The sequence below is a fragment of the Streptomyces sp. NPDC036813 genome (assembly GCF_055609245.1).
In genome coordinates this window covers 24668-40282 of record NZ_JBVJPV010000018.1, presented here as the reverse complement: position 1 = coordinate 40282, position 15615 = coordinate 24668, and the positions used below count along the sequence as shown (strand labels likewise).

The 15615-nt window shown below is 70.6% G+C and carries 14 protein-coding genes; 10 read left to right on the top strand and 4 right to left on the bottom strand.

Annotation, left to right across the window (positions count from 1 at the left end; translation table 11 throughout):
• Positions 1-20: 20 nt before the first annotated feature.
• The gene (locus tag ACZ67Q_RS31635; protein WP_471189187.1) at positions 21-743 is read right to left on the bottom strand and encodes a class I SAM-dependent DNA methyltransferase; all 723 of its coding nucleotides are present in this window, start codon (positions 741-743) and stop codon (positions 21-23) included.
• 307 nt (positions 744-1050) lie between these two features.
• Here ACZ67Q_RS31635 and ACZ67Q_RS31630 point away from each other — a divergent pair, with 307 nt between their 5' ends.
• The 9 genes from ACZ67Q_RS31630 to ACZ67Q_RS31590 all read left to right on the top strand — a co-directional run bounded on the left by ACZ67Q_RS31630 (position 1051) and on the right by ACZ67Q_RS31590 (position 11831).
• Positions 1051-2295, top strand: coding sequence for a M20 family metallopeptidase (locus ACZ67Q_RS31630; protein WP_471189185.1), 1245 nt, complete (start codon positions 1051-1053; stop codon positions 2293-2295).
• Positions 2296-2817: 522 nt separating this feature from the next.
• Positions 2818-3885, top strand: a complete 1068-nt coding sequence (locus ACZ67Q_RS31625) for a BMP family lipoprotein (protein ID WP_471189183.1) — start codon at positions 2818-2820, stop codon at positions 3883-3885.
• Positions 3886-4081: 196 nt separating this feature from the next.
• Positions 4082-5128: a BMP family lipoprotein gene (locus ACZ67Q_RS31620; protein ID WP_471189180.1), complete on the top strand. Its 1047-nt coding sequence runs from the start codon at positions 4082-4084 to the stop codon at positions 5126-5128.
• A 214-nt stretch (positions 5129-5342) separates the two neighbouring features.
• Entirely contained in the window at positions 5343-7007 is a 1665-nt protein-coding gene (locus ACZ67Q_RS31615; RefSeq protein WP_471189437.1) for an ABC transporter ATP-binding protein, read from the top strand.
• Positions 7004-8122 (top strand): ABC transporter permease, encoded by a 1119-nt coding sequence (locus ACZ67Q_RS31610; protein WP_471189178.1) that lies wholly within the window; start codon positions 7004-7006, stop codon positions 8120-8122. The genes ACZ67Q_RS31615 and ACZ67Q_RS31610 overlap by 4 nt, the downstream gene beginning before the upstream one ends.
• A complete protein-coding gene (locus ACZ67Q_RS31605; RefSeq protein WP_471189177.1) occupies positions 8122-9384 on the top strand; it encodes an ABC transporter permease in 1263 nt (420 codons plus the stop codon). The genes ACZ67Q_RS31610 and ACZ67Q_RS31605 overlap by 1 nt, the downstream gene beginning before the upstream one ends.
• On the top strand, positions 9381-9788 hold the full coding sequence (locus tag ACZ67Q_RS31600) for a cytidine deaminase (RefSeq protein ID WP_471189174.1): 408 nt from the start codon (positions 9381-9383) through the stop codon (positions 9786-9788). The genes ACZ67Q_RS31605 and ACZ67Q_RS31600 overlap by 4 nt, the downstream gene beginning before the upstream one ends.
• A gap of 75 nt (positions 9789-9863) precedes the next feature.
• Positions 9864-11141 carry a thymidine phosphorylase gene (locus ACZ67Q_RS31595; protein ID WP_471189172.1) on the top strand — a complete coding sequence of 426 codons (1278 nt, stop codon included), beginning with the start codon at positions 9864-9866 and terminating at the stop codon, positions 11139-11141.
• Positions 11142-11237: 96 nt separating this feature from the next.
• Positions 11238-11831, top strand: coding sequence for a Uma2 family endonuclease (locus tag ACZ67Q_RS31590; RefSeq protein WP_471189169.1), 594 nt, complete (start codon positions 11238-11240; stop codon positions 11829-11831).
• 8 nt (positions 11832-11839) lie between these two features.
• Here ACZ67Q_RS31590 and ACZ67Q_RS31585 read toward each other — a convergent pair whose 3' ends face one another.
• Positions 11840-12760, bottom strand: a complete 921-nt coding sequence (locus tag ACZ67Q_RS31585; RefSeq protein WP_471189167.1) for an AEC family transporter — start codon at positions 12758-12760, stop codon at positions 11840-11842.
• Positions 12761-12895: 135 nt separating this feature from the next.
• Between ACZ67Q_RS31585 and ACZ67Q_RS31580 the strand changes: the two genes are divergently transcribed.
• Complete coding sequence (locus ACZ67Q_RS31580) at positions 12896-13282, top strand: STAS domain-containing protein (protein WP_471189435.1); 387 nt, start codon at positions 12896-12898, stop codon at positions 13280-13282.
• On the opposite strand, the gene ACZ67Q_RS31575 is transcribed toward ACZ67Q_RS31580, so the two are convergent.
• Together ACZ67Q_RS31575 and ACZ67Q_RS31570 are read right to left on the bottom strand one after the other, a co-directional pair.
• Positions 13166-14179, bottom strand: coding sequence for a sigma-70 family RNA polymerase sigma factor (locus ACZ67Q_RS31575; RefSeq protein WP_471189165.1), 1014 nt, complete (start codon positions 14177-14179; stop codon positions 13166-13168). The genes ACZ67Q_RS31580 and ACZ67Q_RS31575 overlap by 117 nt on opposite strands.
• Before the next feature lie 129 nt (positions 14180-14308).
• Entirely contained in the window at positions 14309-15604 is a 1296-nt protein-coding gene (locus ACZ67Q_RS31570; protein WP_471189162.1) for an MFS transporter, read from the bottom strand.
• Positions 15605-15615: the final 11 nt, after the last annotated feature.

Below are 15615 nucleotides of genomic sequence, written 5' to 3'. Positions count from 1 at the left end.
GCGGGGCGGGTGCGCAGGGTTCAGCTCGGCCTGCTCGCCAGTACGAAGGCCCGGGGGCGCTTCTCCTCGTCCAGCGGTTCGCGCACGATCCGGGCCCGGAGCGACAGGCCCGCCTCCGTCAGAACGGCGGCCACCGCCTCCGGGGTGCGCCAGTAGTAGTCGAGCGCGATTTCCCGCCCGAACCGCTCGGACAGGTGCAGGTGCTCGGTCCCGCCCGCCGCCGGGTCCGACGTCTGGAACGACAGCAGCAGCTGCCCGCCCGGCACCAGCACCCGGCGGAACTCGGCGAACACCTCCGGCAGCCGCTCGTCCGGCACGTGGATGACCGAGTAGAGCGCCAGCAGTCCGCCGAGCGTGGCGTCCGGCAGGTCCAGCGCCGTCATCGACCCCACGTGGAAGCGCAGGCCCGGATGCGTCTCACGGGCGAGCGCCACCATCCGGGGCGAGATGTCGACCCCGAACACCGGCACACCGAGCGCGTGCAGCCGGGCCGTGACATGCCCCGGGCCGCTGCCGACGTCCGCGACGGGCTGCGGCCCGTGCGCCGTGACCTGCTCGGCGAACGCAGCGAGCAGGGCGCGCTCCAGCGGGCGGTCGGCGAGGATGTCGGGGAACGCCTCGGCGTAGGCCGGCGCGATGGCGTCGTAGGCGGCGCGGGTGTCGGTCAGGAACGCGGGACGGGTGTCCGCCGGGAACGCGGGACGGGTCGTGCCGGGCGGGAACGCGGCGGTGGGGTCGGTCACGCCGGGACCCTACGACCTCTCACGGGCTCCGGCGGCGTGATCCGGGGAACCCGGTCCCGTCCCGATAGGCGAACACCGGCCGCGTGGTCTGCGCGCGGCGTGGTATCCGTGGAAAAGAGGTGAAAAGAGCAGAGGACGGACGCTCGACCCAAGATCGACCCGGTCTCGAGTCGGGCGAGTTTACCCGTCCACGACGACCACTATGCGTCGAGCGGCCAGATTTTCTTCCCCTAACGGGCTGAACTTTTGTTGATCGCGGGTCAGTTGGCCGCCCCGGCGCCCTACCCTTCAGAGGGTGAAGCAACTGATGTCGCTACAGTCCGAGGCCGATCCGTCCGGGGCCGCCGCCGTGCTCCCCGGCACGCTCCCCGAGCAGCTGCGCGCCGAGCTCGTCGCCTTCCGCCGCGACCTGCACATGCACCCCGAGCTCGGCAACCAGGAGTTCCGCACCACCGCGGCGATCAAGGCCCGTCTGGAGACGGCCGGCCTCCACCCGCGGGTCCTCCCCAGCGGGACCGGTCTGACCTGCGACATCGGCGTACCCGCGGACGGCACGTACCAGGGTCCCGGCATGCTCGCCCTGCGCGCCGACATCGACGCGCTGCCCATCCCGGACATGAAGGCCGACTGCCCGTACCGGTCGACCGTGCCCGACCGCGCCCACGCCTGCGGCCACGACGTGCACACCACGGTGGTGCTCGGCACCGGGCTCATCCTCGCCGAGCTGCACCGGCAGGGGCGGCTGCCGCGTCCGGTGCGGCTGATCTTCCAGCCCGCCGAGGAGGTGCTGCCCGGCGGCGCCGCCGACGCGATCGCCTGCGGCGCGCTGAACGGGGTCGGCCGCATCCTCGCCGTGCACTGCGACCCCCGCGTCGACGCGGGCCGGGTCGGGCTGCGGGCCGGCCCGATCACCTCCGCCTGCGACCGGCTGGAGATCTCGCTCGACGGTCCCGGCGGCCACACCGCGCGTCCGCATCTGACCACGGACCTCGTCACCGCCGCGGCCCGGGTGGTCACGGACGTGCCCGCGCTCGTCGGGCGGCGCGTCGACACGCGCAGCGGGCTCGCCGTGACCTGGGGTCGGATCGAGTCCGGACACGCGCCGAACGTCATCCCGCAGCACGCGGAGCTGGCCGGGACCGTGCGGTGCCTGGACATCGAGGCGTGGCGGCTGGCGCCGGACATGGTGGTCGCGGCGATCGACGAGGTGGCGAACCTGCACGGCGCGAAGTCGGAGATCAATTACGTGCGGGGTGTGCCGCCGGTGATCAACGACCCCGCGGTCACGGAACTTCTGCGCGAGGCGATGACGGCTCGGCGCGGCGTGGAGTCGGTGGAGTCGACGGAGCAGTCGCTGGGCGGCGAGGACTTCTCCTGGTACCTGGAGCACGTGCCCGGCGCCATGGCGCGGCTCGGCGTCCGCCCGCCCGGCGAGCGCACGGTGCGGGACCTGCACCAGGGCGACTTCGACGTCGACGAGTCGGCGATCACGGTGGGGGTGGAGCTGTTCACGGCGGCGGCGCTGCTCGATGCCGTGGGCCGGGCGGGGTGAGCGTGTAGGGGGCGTGTGTCGTCTGCGGGTGCGGTGTGGCTGGTCGCCGTTGCCTGCGGCGCTTGTGCGGGTGCGTGTGCCTGCGGCGCCGGGTGCGTTGTCTTCTGCGGGTGCGTTGTGGCTGGTCGCGCCGTTCCCCGCGCCCCTTTTTGTGCCTGCGGCGGCCCGTTGCTGTCCGGTGGCCGGTTGCTGTCGCGCCTGCGGTCTGTTGTGGGTCGGGGCCGGGGCGGGGGGTGTCCGTCCTCGGTCCGGCCGGCCGTTTCCGACGGCGGCGCCGTTGCCCGGTGCCGGACGCTGCGGGCGGACACCCCCGGCCCCGGCCCCTTCCCGCCGTACGCGGGTGCCGGTCCGTGCAAGTGAGTACCGGTGCTGTGGACATATGGGACAAAGTGGGCGGCACGAAACGGTAACGCCGGAGGCAACCCCGTTCCCCCGCCCCTCTACGCGCGTTACTGTGCGCCGAAATCGCCTTGGGGATACGGTCCCGTGAACCGGTGCCGTGGGGATGAAGGGGTGCTCGACGTGCGTCTGAAATCTCGGAGGACCAGGTTCTCCCAAGCCGCGGTGGCCGCCACGGTCATCGCCCTCGCGGCCGCCGGATGCGGCGAGTCCAGTTCTTCCTCCAGCAGCGCGGAGGCCTCCGGGAAGTACTCCGGCAAGGGCATCGGCCTCGCGTACGACATCGGCGGCAAAGGCGACCAGTCGTTCAACGACGCCGCCTTCTCCGGCTTCCAGAAGGCCGAGCAGGAGTTCAAGATCGGCGGCCGTGACGTCGAGCCGAGCGACAACGAGTCGAACGCCGACAAGGCGCAGCGCCTCGAGCAGCTCGCCAAGGCCGGGTACAACCCGATCATCGGCGTCGGCTTCGTCTACGCGCCGGCGGTCAAGGAGGTCGCCGCCAAGTACCCGAAGGTCACCTTCGGGATCATCGACGACGACACCGTCCAGGCCAAGAACGTCGCCGATCTGGTCTTCCACGAGGAGCAGGCCTCCTACCTCGCGGGGGTCGCCGCCGCCAAGGCCACCAAGAAGAAGCACATCGGCTTCATCGGCGGTGTGGACATTCCGCTGATCCACAAGTTCGAGGCCGGGTTCACGCAAGGCGCCAAGTCCGTGAATCCCGGCATCAAGATCGAGTCGCAGTATCTGACGCAGACCGCCCAGGAGGGCGGGTTCTCCAGCCCGGACAAGGGTGAGGCGGCGGCGAACGGGCAGATCGACGCCGGTGCCGACGTCGTGTACCACGCTGCCGGACTGTCGGGGCAGGGCGTGATCAAGGCTGCCGCGGCCCACAAGGTGTGGGCGATCGGCGTCGATTCCGACCAGTACAAGCAGAGCGCGCTCGCCCAGTACAAGGACTGGATCCTCGGGTCCGCCCTGAAGAACGTCGGCGGTGCCGTCTACGACCTGGCGAAGTCGGTGTACCAGGGGAAGCCGCTCAGCGGCACGGTGCGCGGGTCGCTCGCCAACAACGGCGTCGGGTTCGCCGACTCCAACCCGAAGTACCAGGCCATGAAGGACGTCGTCGGGGCCGTCGACAAGGCCAAGCAGGACATCGTCAACGGGAAGGTCACCGTGAACACGAAGTAGGCCCTTAGGGTTCCTTCCTGCGGATACGCCCCTTGCTTCCTGCGAGGGGCGTTTCGCTGTCCGTAGTCTGGAGGGCAACTGTGGCCACAGCTCGGTAACGGACCGGACAGAAGGGTTTTTCCGTCTGGTCTACGCGCGTTACGCTGCGGCGGAACCAGCGCCTGGTATGGGCGCTTGCACAAAGGAGTCTCGTTCCATGCGCCGGGTGTCCCGTATCGCGGTCGCGGGTGTTGCGACCGCAGCTCTCGCCGTCACCGTTTCCGCCTGTGGAAGCTCGTCCTCGAGCTCGTCCTCCGGCGGCAACAAGGATCTGGGCCTCGCTCTGGCCTACGACGTCGGTGGTAAGGGCGACCAGTCGTTCAACGACGCCGCCACCGCCGGTATGGAGAAGGCCGACAAGGAGTTCGGCTACAAGTCCACGGCCGTCGAGCCGCAGGACGGCGAGTCCGACGCGGACAAGGTGCAGCGCCTGGAGACCCTCGCCAAGCAGGGCTACAACCCTGTCATCGGCGTCGGTTTCGCCTACGCGCCGGCCGTGAAGGAAGCCGCCACCAAGTTCCCGAAGACCACCTTCGGCATCGTCGACGACAACACCATCAAGGCGTCCAACGTCGCCGACCTCGTCTTCCACGAGGAGCAGGCGTCGTACCTCGCCGGTGTCGCGGCGGCCAAGGCCACCAAGAGCAACACGGTGGGCTTCATCGGCGGCGTGAACGTCCCGCTGATCCACAAGTTCGAGGCCGGCTTCAAGCAGGGCGTCGCCGACACCAAGAAGGGCGTCACGGTCAAGTCGCAGTACCTGACCGAGACCGCGCAGGAGGGCGGCTTCTCCAGCCCCGACAAGGGTGAGAACGCCGCCGAGGGCCAGATCGACGCGGGCGCGGACGTCGTCTACGCCGCCGCCGGTCTGTCCGGCCAGGGCGTGATCAAGGCCGCCAACGCGCACCACGTGTGGGCGATCGGCGTCGACTCGGACCAGTACAAGCAGGACGCGCTGGCCAAGTACAAGGACTCCATCTACACCTCGGCCATGAAGAACGTCGAGGGTGCGGTGTACGGCCTGGCCAAGTCCGTGCACGACGGCAAGCCGGAGTCCGGTGAGATCCGCGGCAGCCTGGAGAACGGTGGCGTGAGCCTGTCGAACTCCAACCCGAAGTTCGCGAACGACAAGGCCGTCCAGGACGCCATCAAGAAGGCCGAGGAAGGCATCAAGAACGGCACGATCCAGGTGAAGACCTCCTGACCGTCCGGTCGGAGGCCTTGGCCGACGGATCGCTGTAATGGCAGCGTTACGGCCACGGAACGGGGTGCGGAGAGGATGGCTCACCGTGCCCCGTTCGCGCGGCAGAATGCTCGGAACCGATCGGGTACTTGAAAAGACCCGGTCCGGTCCGGGCTCTATTTAAAGCAGGGGCGCTACGCGCGTAGAGCGGCCCCTTTCCCGAGGAGAGTGCGCCATCGACGCGACCAGCAGCCCTCCGCACACCGCTCAGTCGACGATCGCGGTGGAGCTCGCGGGCATCACGAAACGCTTCCCGGGTGTCGTGGCGAACCACGACATCCACCTGACGGTCCGCAAGGGCACCGTCCACGCGCTCGTCGGCGAGAACGGCGCCGGCAAGTCGACCCTGATGAAGATCCTCTACGGCATGCAGAAGCCGGACGAGGGCACCATCACCGTCGACGGCGAACAGGTGAGCTTCTCCAGCCCGGCCGACGCCATCGCCCGCGGTATCGGCATGGTCCACCAGCACTTCATGCTGGCCGACAACCTCACCGTGCTGGAGAACGTCGTGCTGGGCAGCGAGAAGCTGTACGGCATCGGCGGCACCGCCCGCAAGAAGATCAAGGAGATCTCCGACCGGTACGGGCTGGGTGTGCGCCCGGACGCCCTGGTCGAGGACCTCGGCGTCGCCGACCGCCAGCGGGTGGAGATCCTCAAGGTCCTCTACCGCGGCGCCAAGACCCTCATTCTCGACGAGCCGACCGCCGTGCTCGTCCCGCAGGAGGTCGACGCCCTCTTCGCCAACCTGCGCGAGCTGAAGTCCGAGGGCCTGTCCGTCATCTTCATCTCCCACAAGCTGGGCGAGGTGCTGTCCGTCGCCGATGACATCACCGTCATCCGCCGTGGGACGACGGTCGGCACGGCTGTCCCCTCCGAGACGACCCCCCGCCAGCTCGCCGAGCTGATGGTGGGCAGCGAGCTTCCCACCCCGGAGACCGCCGAGTCGACGGTCACCGATCAGCCCGTCATCGAGGTGGAGGGCCTCACCGTGTACGCGGCCGGTGCCTCCCTCGGCGCGGACGCGGAGCCCACGTCCGTCGGCGCCGCCCTCACCGACGTCACCGACGTCGGAGCCAAGAGGGTCCTCGACGACGTCACCTTCACCATCCACGCCGGCGAGATCATGGGCATCGCCGGTGTCGAGGGCAACGGCCAGACCGAGCTGATCGACGCGCTCATCGGCACCAAGAACGCCGACGCGGGCACGATCCGCTTCCTCGGCGAGGACATCACCGGCTGGGCCACGCGCAAGCGCCGTGAGTCCGGCGTCGGCTACATCCCCGAGGACCGCCACCGCCAGGGCCTGCTGCTGGAGTCCCCGCTGTGGGAGAACCGCATCCTCGGCCACGTCACCGAGAAGCCCAACGCCAAGGGCTTCTGGCTGAACCCCAAGGGCGCCCAGGACGACACCCGCCGGATCGTCGAGGAGTACGACGTCCGCACCCCCGGCATCGACGTCACCGCGGCCTCCCTGTCCGGCGGCAACCAGCAGAAGCTGATCGTCGGCCGCGAGATGAGCCACGACCCGAAGTTCCTGATCGCCGCCCACCCCACCCGCGGTGTGGACGTCGGCGCGCAGGCGCAGATCTGGGACCGCATCCGCGACGCCCGCCGCGAGGGCCTGGCCGTGCTGCTGATCTCCGCCGACCTGGACGAGCTGATCGGCCTGTCGGACACGCTGCGCGTCATCTACGACGGCAGGCTGGTCGCCGACGCCGACCCGGCCACCGTCACGCCGGAGGAACTGGGCTCGGCGATGACCGGTGCCGCCACCGGCCACCTGCAGCACGAAGCGAACGGCGGCGAGGGAGCCGCCCCGGAGGACGAGGCCCGATGAAGAAGTTCGACAAGGACCGCGTGCTCGTCGCGGTGGCCGGACCGGTCATCGCGCTCGTCGCGGCGATCCTGCTCACCTCGATCGTGCTGGTCGCGTCCGGCAGGAACCCGATCGAGCCCTACCGGCTGATGCTGGAGCAGATCGGCTACTCCGACGTCCAGGTGCTGATCATCAACCAGGCGTCGCTGTACTACATCGCCGCCCTGGCGGTCGCCCTCGGCTTCCGCATGAACCTGTTCAACATCGGTGTGGACGGCCAGTACCGGCTCGGCGCCCTGATGACGGCGCTGGTCGGCGCACACGTGGCGCTTCCGGCCGCCCTGCAGGTCCCGCTGCTGCTCATCGTCGGCGCCCTCACCGGCGCCATGTGGGCCGGCATCGCGGGCGTGCTGAAGGTGACCCGCGGGGTCAGCGAGGTCGTCGCCACGATCATGCTGAACTCGATCGCCACCGCCCTGATCGGCTACCTCACCCTCACCGAGAACTTCGGTGTGCTGGTCGGCGACAACAACACCACCGGCATCATGGAGAAGTCCGGCTGGGTGCCCGGCATCGACCTGGGCCCGGACGTCGGCGAGATCTACGGCCTGGTCTTCCTCGCCGTGCTGCTCGGCATCGCCTACTGGATCGTCCTCAACCGCACCCGCTTCGGCTTCGACCTGCGCGCCACCGGCGCCTCCGAGACCGCCGCCGCGGCCTCCGGCGTCAACGCCAAGCGCATGACGCTCACCGCGATGCTGATCTCCGGCGCGGTCGCCGGCCTCTCCGGCCTGCCGCTGCTCCTCGGTGACGCCCACACCTACGGCCTGACCTTCCCGGCCGGTGTCGGCTTCAACGCCATCGCCATCGCGCTCCTCGGGCGCAACAACCCCGGCGGCATCGCGCTGGCCGCCCTCCTGTGGGCCTTCCTCGACAAGGCGTCCCCGGCGCTCGACTACGCCGTCCCGACGGCGTACGAGAAGGAGATCGCCACGATCATGCAGGGCGTCATCGTCTTCACGGTCGTCATCTCCTACGAGGCCGTCCGCCAGTGGGGTCTGCGCCGCCAGCAGAAGAGGGTCGGAGCCGAGCTCGCCGCTCAGGCCGCCCACAACACGAAGGAGGTGGCGGCCTGATGTCCACCGCGACCGTCGCCAAGCCCCAAGCGAAGCAGCCCGGCAGGGGCAGCCGCCGTCTCTCGCTCCCGGTGCTCCTGCTGCTCATCGCGGGCGTGCTCGTCCTGACCTCGGTCGTCCGCCTGATCTCCGGCGCGGACGGCATCACCTCCACCGGCCAGATGTCCACCGCGCTGCGCTTGGCCGTGCCGATCGGCCTGGCCGGCCTCGGCGGCCTGTGGGCCGAGCGCGCGGGCGTCGTCAACATCGGCCTCGAGGGCATGATGATCCTCGGCACCTGGTTCGGCGCCTGGGCCGGTTACCAGTGGGGCCCGTGGACCGGTGTCGTCTTCGGCATCCTCGGCGGCGCGCTGGGCGCGCTCCTGCACGCCATCGCCACCGTCACCTTCAACGTCAACCACATCGTCTCCGGTGTGGCCCTGAACATCCTCGCCCTCGGTGTCACGCGCTACCTGTCGAAGTTCACCTTCGAGGACGCCCCGCAGGGCTCGTCCAAGCAGTCACCGCCGATCGACTCGCTGGGCACGTTCAGCATCCCCGGGCTGTCGGACGGGCTTCAGACACTGAACGAGAAGCACTGGTTCCTGATCTCCGACATCGCCGGCCTGCTCGGCGGCCTGGTCACCAATCTCTCCCCGCTGACGGTGATCGCGGTGGCCCTGGTACCGGTGACCTGGTGGGTGCTGTGGCGCAGCGCCTTCGGTCTGCGTCTGCGCTCCTGCGGTGAGAACCCGGTGGCGGCGGAGTCCCTCGGCGTCAACGTCTACAAGTACAAGTACATCGCGGTGATCATCTCGGGTGGTCTCGCAGGTCTCGGCGGTGCCTTCCTGTCGATCGTCGCCTCCAACGTCTACCTCGACGGCCAGACCGCTGGCCGCGGCTTCATCGGCCTCGCGGCGATGATCTTCGGCAACTGGATGCCCGGCGGCCTCGCCCTCGGCGCCGGCCTGTTCGGCTACACCGACAGCCTCAACCTGCGCGGCGGCACCACCAACGTGCACGCGTTGATCCTGCTGCTGGCGATCCTGCTGGTGTTCGGCGCGGCGTACCTGCTGTGGCGCAAGCGCCTGGTGAGCGGTGTCATCACGCTGGCCATCTCGGTGCTGATGTTCATCTGGTACTCCAGCACCGACGAGGTCCCCCGCCAGCTCGTGACGGCCACGCCGTACATCGTCACCCTCCTCGTCCTGTCCCTGTCCGCCCAGCGGCTGCGCATGCCGAAGGCGGACGGGCTGCCGTACCGCAAGGGGCAGGGCAAGTGACCCCGCCCGACGCGTCCGGCGCCGACTGGGAGGCGCTGCGCGCGGTGGCCCGCGAGGCCATGACCCGCGCGTACGCCCCCTACTCCGGCTACCCGGTCGGGGTCGCGGCCCTCGTCGACGACGGCCGCACGGTCTCCGGCTGCAACGTGGAGAACGCCTCCTACGGCCTCGGCCTGTGCGCCGAGTGCGGGCTGGTCTCGGAGCTGGCCCGCACCGGCGGCGGCCGCCTGACGCACTTCACGTGCGTGGACGGCCGGGGCGACATCCTCGTGCCGTGCGGCCGCTGCCGGCAGCTGCTGTTCGAGTTCGGCGGCCCGGACCTGCTGCTGGAGACCCCGGAGGGCATCCTGCCGCTGTCCCGGATGCTGCCCCAGGCCTTCGGCCCGGACCACCTCTCCCGGTAACTCCCGCGCGGCCCCTCCGAGTCGGATCGGAGGGGCCGCGTATTTCTTGAACGTCTCGGAAGGAACGCCATGGCCATGGACGCCATCTCCGTCATCCGCACCAAGCGCGACCGCGGTGAACTCAGCGACGAACAGATCGACTGGGTCATCGACGCCTACACGCGCGGCGAGGTCGCCGACGAGCAGATGTCCGCGCTCGCGATGGCCATCCTGCTCAACGGCATGGACCGCCGCGAGATCGCCCGGTGGACGGCGGCGATGATCGCCTCCGGCGAGCGCATGGACTTCTCCTCGCTCACCCGCCCGACCGCCGACAAGCACTCCACGGGCGGCGTCGGCGACAAGATCACGCTGCCCCTGGCCCCGCTGGTCGCGGCGTGCGGTGCCGCCGTCCCGCAGCTGTCCGGCCGCGGCCTCGGCCACACCGGCGGCACCCTGGACAAGCTGGAGTCGATCCCCGGCTGGCGCGCCCTGCTGTCCAACGAGGAGATGCTGCGTGTCCTCGACGAGGTCGGCGCGGTGATCTGCGCGGCCGGCGACGGACTGGCCCCGGCCGACAAGAAGCTGTACGCCCTGCGGGACGTCACCGGCACGGTCGAGGCGATCCCGCTGATCGCGTCGTCGATCATGTCGAAGAAGATCGCCGAGGGCACGGGCAGCCTGGTCCTGGACGTGAAGGTCGGCTCGGGCGCCTTCATGAAGACGATCGAGGACGCCCGCGAACTGGCCACCACCATGGTCGGCCTGGGCACCGACCACGGCGTGAAGACGGTCGCCCTGCTGACCGACATGTCCACCCCGCTCGGCCTGACCGCGGGCAACGCCCTGGAGGTCCGGGAGTCCGTGGAGGTCCTGGCCGGCGGCGGCCCCGCGGACGTCGTCGAGCTGACGATCGCCCTGGCCCGCGAGATGCTCGACGCGGCCGGTGTGAGGGACGCCGACCCGGCGAAGGCCCTCGCCGACGGCTCCGCGATGGACGTCTGGCGCCGCATGATCGCGGCCCAGGGCGGCGACCCGGACGCGCAGCTGCCGGTGGCCCGCGAGCAGCACGTGATCACGGCGCCGTCCTCGGGCGTCCTGACCCGCCTCGACGCCTACGACATCGGCGTCGCTGCCTGGCGCCTGGGCGCGGGCCGCGCACGCAAGGAGGACCCGGTGCAGGCGGGCGCCGGTGTGGAGATGCACGCCAAGCCCGGTGACACGGTGACCGAGGGCCAGCCCCTGCTGACCCTCCACACGGACACCCCCGAGCGCTTCGACTACGCCCTCCAGGCCGTGCAGGGTTCCTACGACATCGCCGCCCCGGGTACGGCCTTCACGCCGTCGCCGGTGGTGCGGGAACGTATCGCCTGACCAGGCGTTTCCTCCTTCGGGTGAACGGGATCGGTGGACCGGCGCCGGTCCCGTTCGGCATGCTGGTATCGGTGACGCACCGATAGGAGAACCGCCATGAGCGCACTCGGCGTCGAGCCCGAGTCCCCGGAGGGAACGGGCTGGGACGAGATCGTCCGTATCTGGGAGGAGACGGACGCTCCCGAGGGGAGCAAGGTGGAGATCATCGAAGGGATCGTCACCGTGTCGCCTCCGCCGTCCGAAGAGCACAACGACACCGCTGAACTGCTGCATGAGCTCCTGTACGGCGCACGCCCTCCCGGCTGCGACTGGGGCGTCTATCAGACGCTCGGCTTGGAATGTCCGGAGACGGGCGGCCTCTTCGTGCCCGATCTGTGTGTCGTGCCCAGGGCCGCTCTGCGCCGCGGAACGCGCGTGCATGCCGGCGAAGCCGAACTCGTCGTCGAGGTCACGTCCAAGAGCAATGCGAATCACGATCGCATCAAGAAGGCGCATGGCTACGCTGTCGCGGGCGTACCGCTCTACCTCCTGCTGGACGCGTGGCAGTCAGGACGTCCCACGGCGACGCTCTACGGGGAACCGCAGAACGGCACCTACCGTGTGCTCGCTTCCGTCGAATACGGCGAGAAGCTGTCACTGCCCGAGCCGGTCAAGCTGGTCCTCGACACCGGGATCTTCCCCCTCAGCTGATCCGGGGGTCACCCCAGCACCGCCGCCACCCCCACCAGTACCGGTACCGAGGTCACCGTCGACAGCAGGATCGACTCGCGGGCCAGGGACTCCGCCACCCGGTAGCGGCTGGCATAGGTGAAGAGGTTCTGTGCCGCCGGCAGGGCCGACGTCACCACGACGTCCAGCAGGGCCGCGCCGTGCAGGCCGAAGACGGCCCGTGCAAGGAACCAGGCGATCAGCGGCTGGCCCACCGACTTCAGGGCCACCGACAGCAGCACCGGAAGACGGTCCTGACCCCGGCCCGGTGCCGCGCTGCCGTACAGGGAGATGCCGAAGGCGAGCAGCGACGCCGGGACCGACATGTTGCCGATCAGCTTGATCGGGTCCATCACCGGGCCGGGGACGTGCACACCCGCCGCCGACACCAGCACCCCGGCCAGGGAGCCCACCGCGACCGGGTTGCGCAGCGGCGTCAGCGACCGTTGCCACAGCGGCCCCTTCTCGCCGCGCCCCGACAGGTCCAGCACCGCCAGGGCGAGCGGGGTGACCAGGATCAGCTGGAAGAGCATCACGGGCGCGACGAGCGAGGCGTCGCCGAGGACGTACACGGCGATCGGGATGCCGAGATTGCCGGAGTTGACGTACCCGGCGCACAGGGCGCCGATCGTCGTGCGGCCCACGCCCCAGCGGCGCAGCGCCCCCACCGCGACGAAGATCCCCACGACGACCGCCGTGCTCAGCGCCGTCACCAGCAGCCGGCTGGAGAAGATCACCGACAGGTCGGCCCGGGCGAGCGTCGTGAACAGCAGCGCGGGCGTCGCCACATGGAACGCGAGCGCCGTCAGGACGTCACGGCCCTGCTCCCCGAGCGAGCCGAGCCGCCCGAGCACATAGCCCACACCGATGACGACCGCGATGACCGCGAACCCGCTCAGCACCCCCTGCACAGAACCTCCCCGGCGAGCGAGGGAACGGCGGATACCGGGTCCGGTGCTGGTTCACAGGGCATGACGATCACCCTGGTCGGCGCGGCCGAGCCGGGTCAATGTGATTCTCGTCGGCGGCTCCCGGCACCCGTCGCGATGAGTTCCGCCCGACCGCGCGGTCTACCGCACGTGGACGCCATGAGACCGCCCGTACTCGCGCTGGCCGGCCCCGTCACCCGGGACGAGGTGACGGGGCTGTGCGACGACGTGCGGGCGCTGCTGGAGGCCGACCGGACCGGCGTCGTGGTCTGCGACGTCGGCGGGCTCGGACCGCCCGGCCTCACCGCCGTCGACCTGCTGGCGCGGCTCCAGCTCACCGCGCGCCGGGCCGGGGGGCGGATACGCCTGCGCGACCCGGCCCCCGCGCTAACCGCCCTGCTGGACCTCGTCGGCCTCCGCTTCGAGCTGGAGGGGCAGGCCGAACAGCGGGAACCAGCGCTGCACGTCCAGGAAGCAGTGGAACCCGGTGATCCGGCCGTCTGAGATCTCCAGCGCCTGCACCGCCCAGGCGGAGAAGCCGCCCGTCTCGGGCTCCGGCTTGTAGTGCGCGAACCCGGGCAGGCCGTTGACCTGCACCGGCAGCAGCCGGGAGTTCGCGCAGGACGCGCCCAGCGTGGTCATGAAGCCGGTGATGTCCGCCGGGCCGGTCAGCCACAGGTCGAACGGCGGCATCGTCATGATGGCGTCCTCGTGCAGCAACGCCGTCAGCGCGGCCATGTCGTAGCCCTCGAAGGCCTGCACATAGCGCTCCAGGAGCTTGCGCTGCTCCTCGTCCAGCGGATCCGACACCGCCGCCTCGGCGCCCGGCTCCGGCTGCTCCGCGAGCGTCGCGCGGGCCCGCTGCAAGGCGCTGTTGACCGACGCCACCGACGTCTGAAGCAGCTCGGCGACCTCGCTCGCCCGCCAGGCCAGCACCTCCCGCAGGATCAGCACCGCGCGCTGCTTGGGCGGCAGCTTCTGCAGGGCCGCCATGAACGCCAGCCGCACCGACTCCTTGGCGACCGCCGCCTCCGCCGGGTCCTCGACCGTCGGCAGCACCCGCGCGTCCGGCATCGGCTCCAGCCAGGTGTTCTCGGGGCGCGGCGAGAGCGCCGCCTGCGCCAGCGGTGTCGACTCCGTCAGATCCATCGGCCGGGCCCGCTTGTTGCCCGCGGTCAGCATGTCCAGGCAGACGTTCGTCGCGATCCGGTACAGCCACGAGCGCAGACTGGAACGGCCCTCGAACTTGTCGTAGCTGCGCCAGGCGCGGACCATCGTGTCCTGTACCGCGTCCTCGGCCTCGAAGGACGAGCCGAGCATCCGGTAGCAGTACCCGGTCAGCTCGACCCGGTGCTTCTCCAGTCTGACGTCCAGATCCGCCGTCGCCGTGCCGTCACTCATCGTCCACCCACCCCTGTGGCCGTGTCCCTGTCCGCCGCGTCGTCGCAACCGGACACTTCGGAAGCTACCGCAGCCCACTGACAATGGCCTCCGGAGTGGACAAAGAGGCAGGTCAGGCGCAGGGAGTGGTCAGTGCGCCGGCACCGGCTCGCGGCGGGCCGCCACCCGCGCCGCCCGGGTGCCGAGCAGCGTGATCGACACGACGCCGAGCACCGCCAGCAGGCCCACGCCCACCGTCCCGGCCCAGCCCCCCGAGTGGAACGCCATGGCGCCGACCGTGCTGCCGGCGCTGGAGCCGATGTAGTACGCCGACTGGTACAGCGCCGACGCCTGCGCCCGCCCCCGCGTCGCCGTCTTGCTGACCGCCGAGGACGCCACCGCGTGCCCCGCGAAGAAGCCCGCCGTGATCAGTACCAGGCCCAGCAGCACCAGCGGCAGGGAGGCGGCCAGGGACAGCAGCAGACCCGCCGCCGTCGTGCCGCCCGCCAGGTACAGCGCACCCCGCCGGCCCAGCCGCCCGACCAGCCGGCCCGCCGTCGACGCCGACACCGTACCCACCAGGTACACCAGGAAGACCGAGCCGATGATGCCCTGCGGCAGCGAGAACGGCGCCCCGGTCAGCCGGTAGCCGATGACCGTGTACACACCGCCGAAGACGGTCATGAACAGCGCGCCGATCGCGTACAGCCGCCGCAGCAGGGGGTTCGCCAGGTGGTCGCGGACCGTGGCGGCCAGCACCCGGGGCCTGAGCGACCCCGGCGCGAAGTGCTCCGGCGCGGGCAGCAGCAGCCGGAACGCCACCGCGCAGCCCACCGCGATCACCCCGATCACGCCGACCGCGGTCCGCCAGCCCCACTCCTGCGCGACCCAGCCGGTGATCACCCGGCCGCTCATCCCGCCGACGCTGTTGCCGGCCACGAAGAGCCCGATCGCGGTGACCAGCGCCCGCGGCGTGACCTCCTCCGCGAGATACGCCTGCGCCGACGCAGGCAGCCCGGCCAGCGCCGCGCCCTGCAGCGCCCGCAGCACCACCAGCGCCCCGATCGAGGGTGCGAAGGGCACCAGCAGTCCCAGGGTCACCGCCACCGCCAGGGACGCCGTCATGACCGTGCGGCGGCCGTAGCGCTCCGACAGGGCGCTCATCGGCAGCACGAAAAGCGCCAGACCGCCCGTAGCGGCCGCCACCGTCCAGCTCGCCTCGCTCGCAGCGACCCCGAAGTCACCGGAGATCAGCGGCAGCAGCGCCTGCGTGGAGTACAGCAGGGCGAACGTCGCCACCCCCGCGAGGAAGAGGGCGAGGCTCATCCGGCGGTAGCCGGGGCCGCCCGGGGCCATACGGGAGTCGGAAGCCGGAGAGGGAACGGGGGCAGGGACACGAGCAGCGGCGCCCACGGTGGTGGACGCCCCGGTACTGGCGGGAGTCATGCCACGACCGT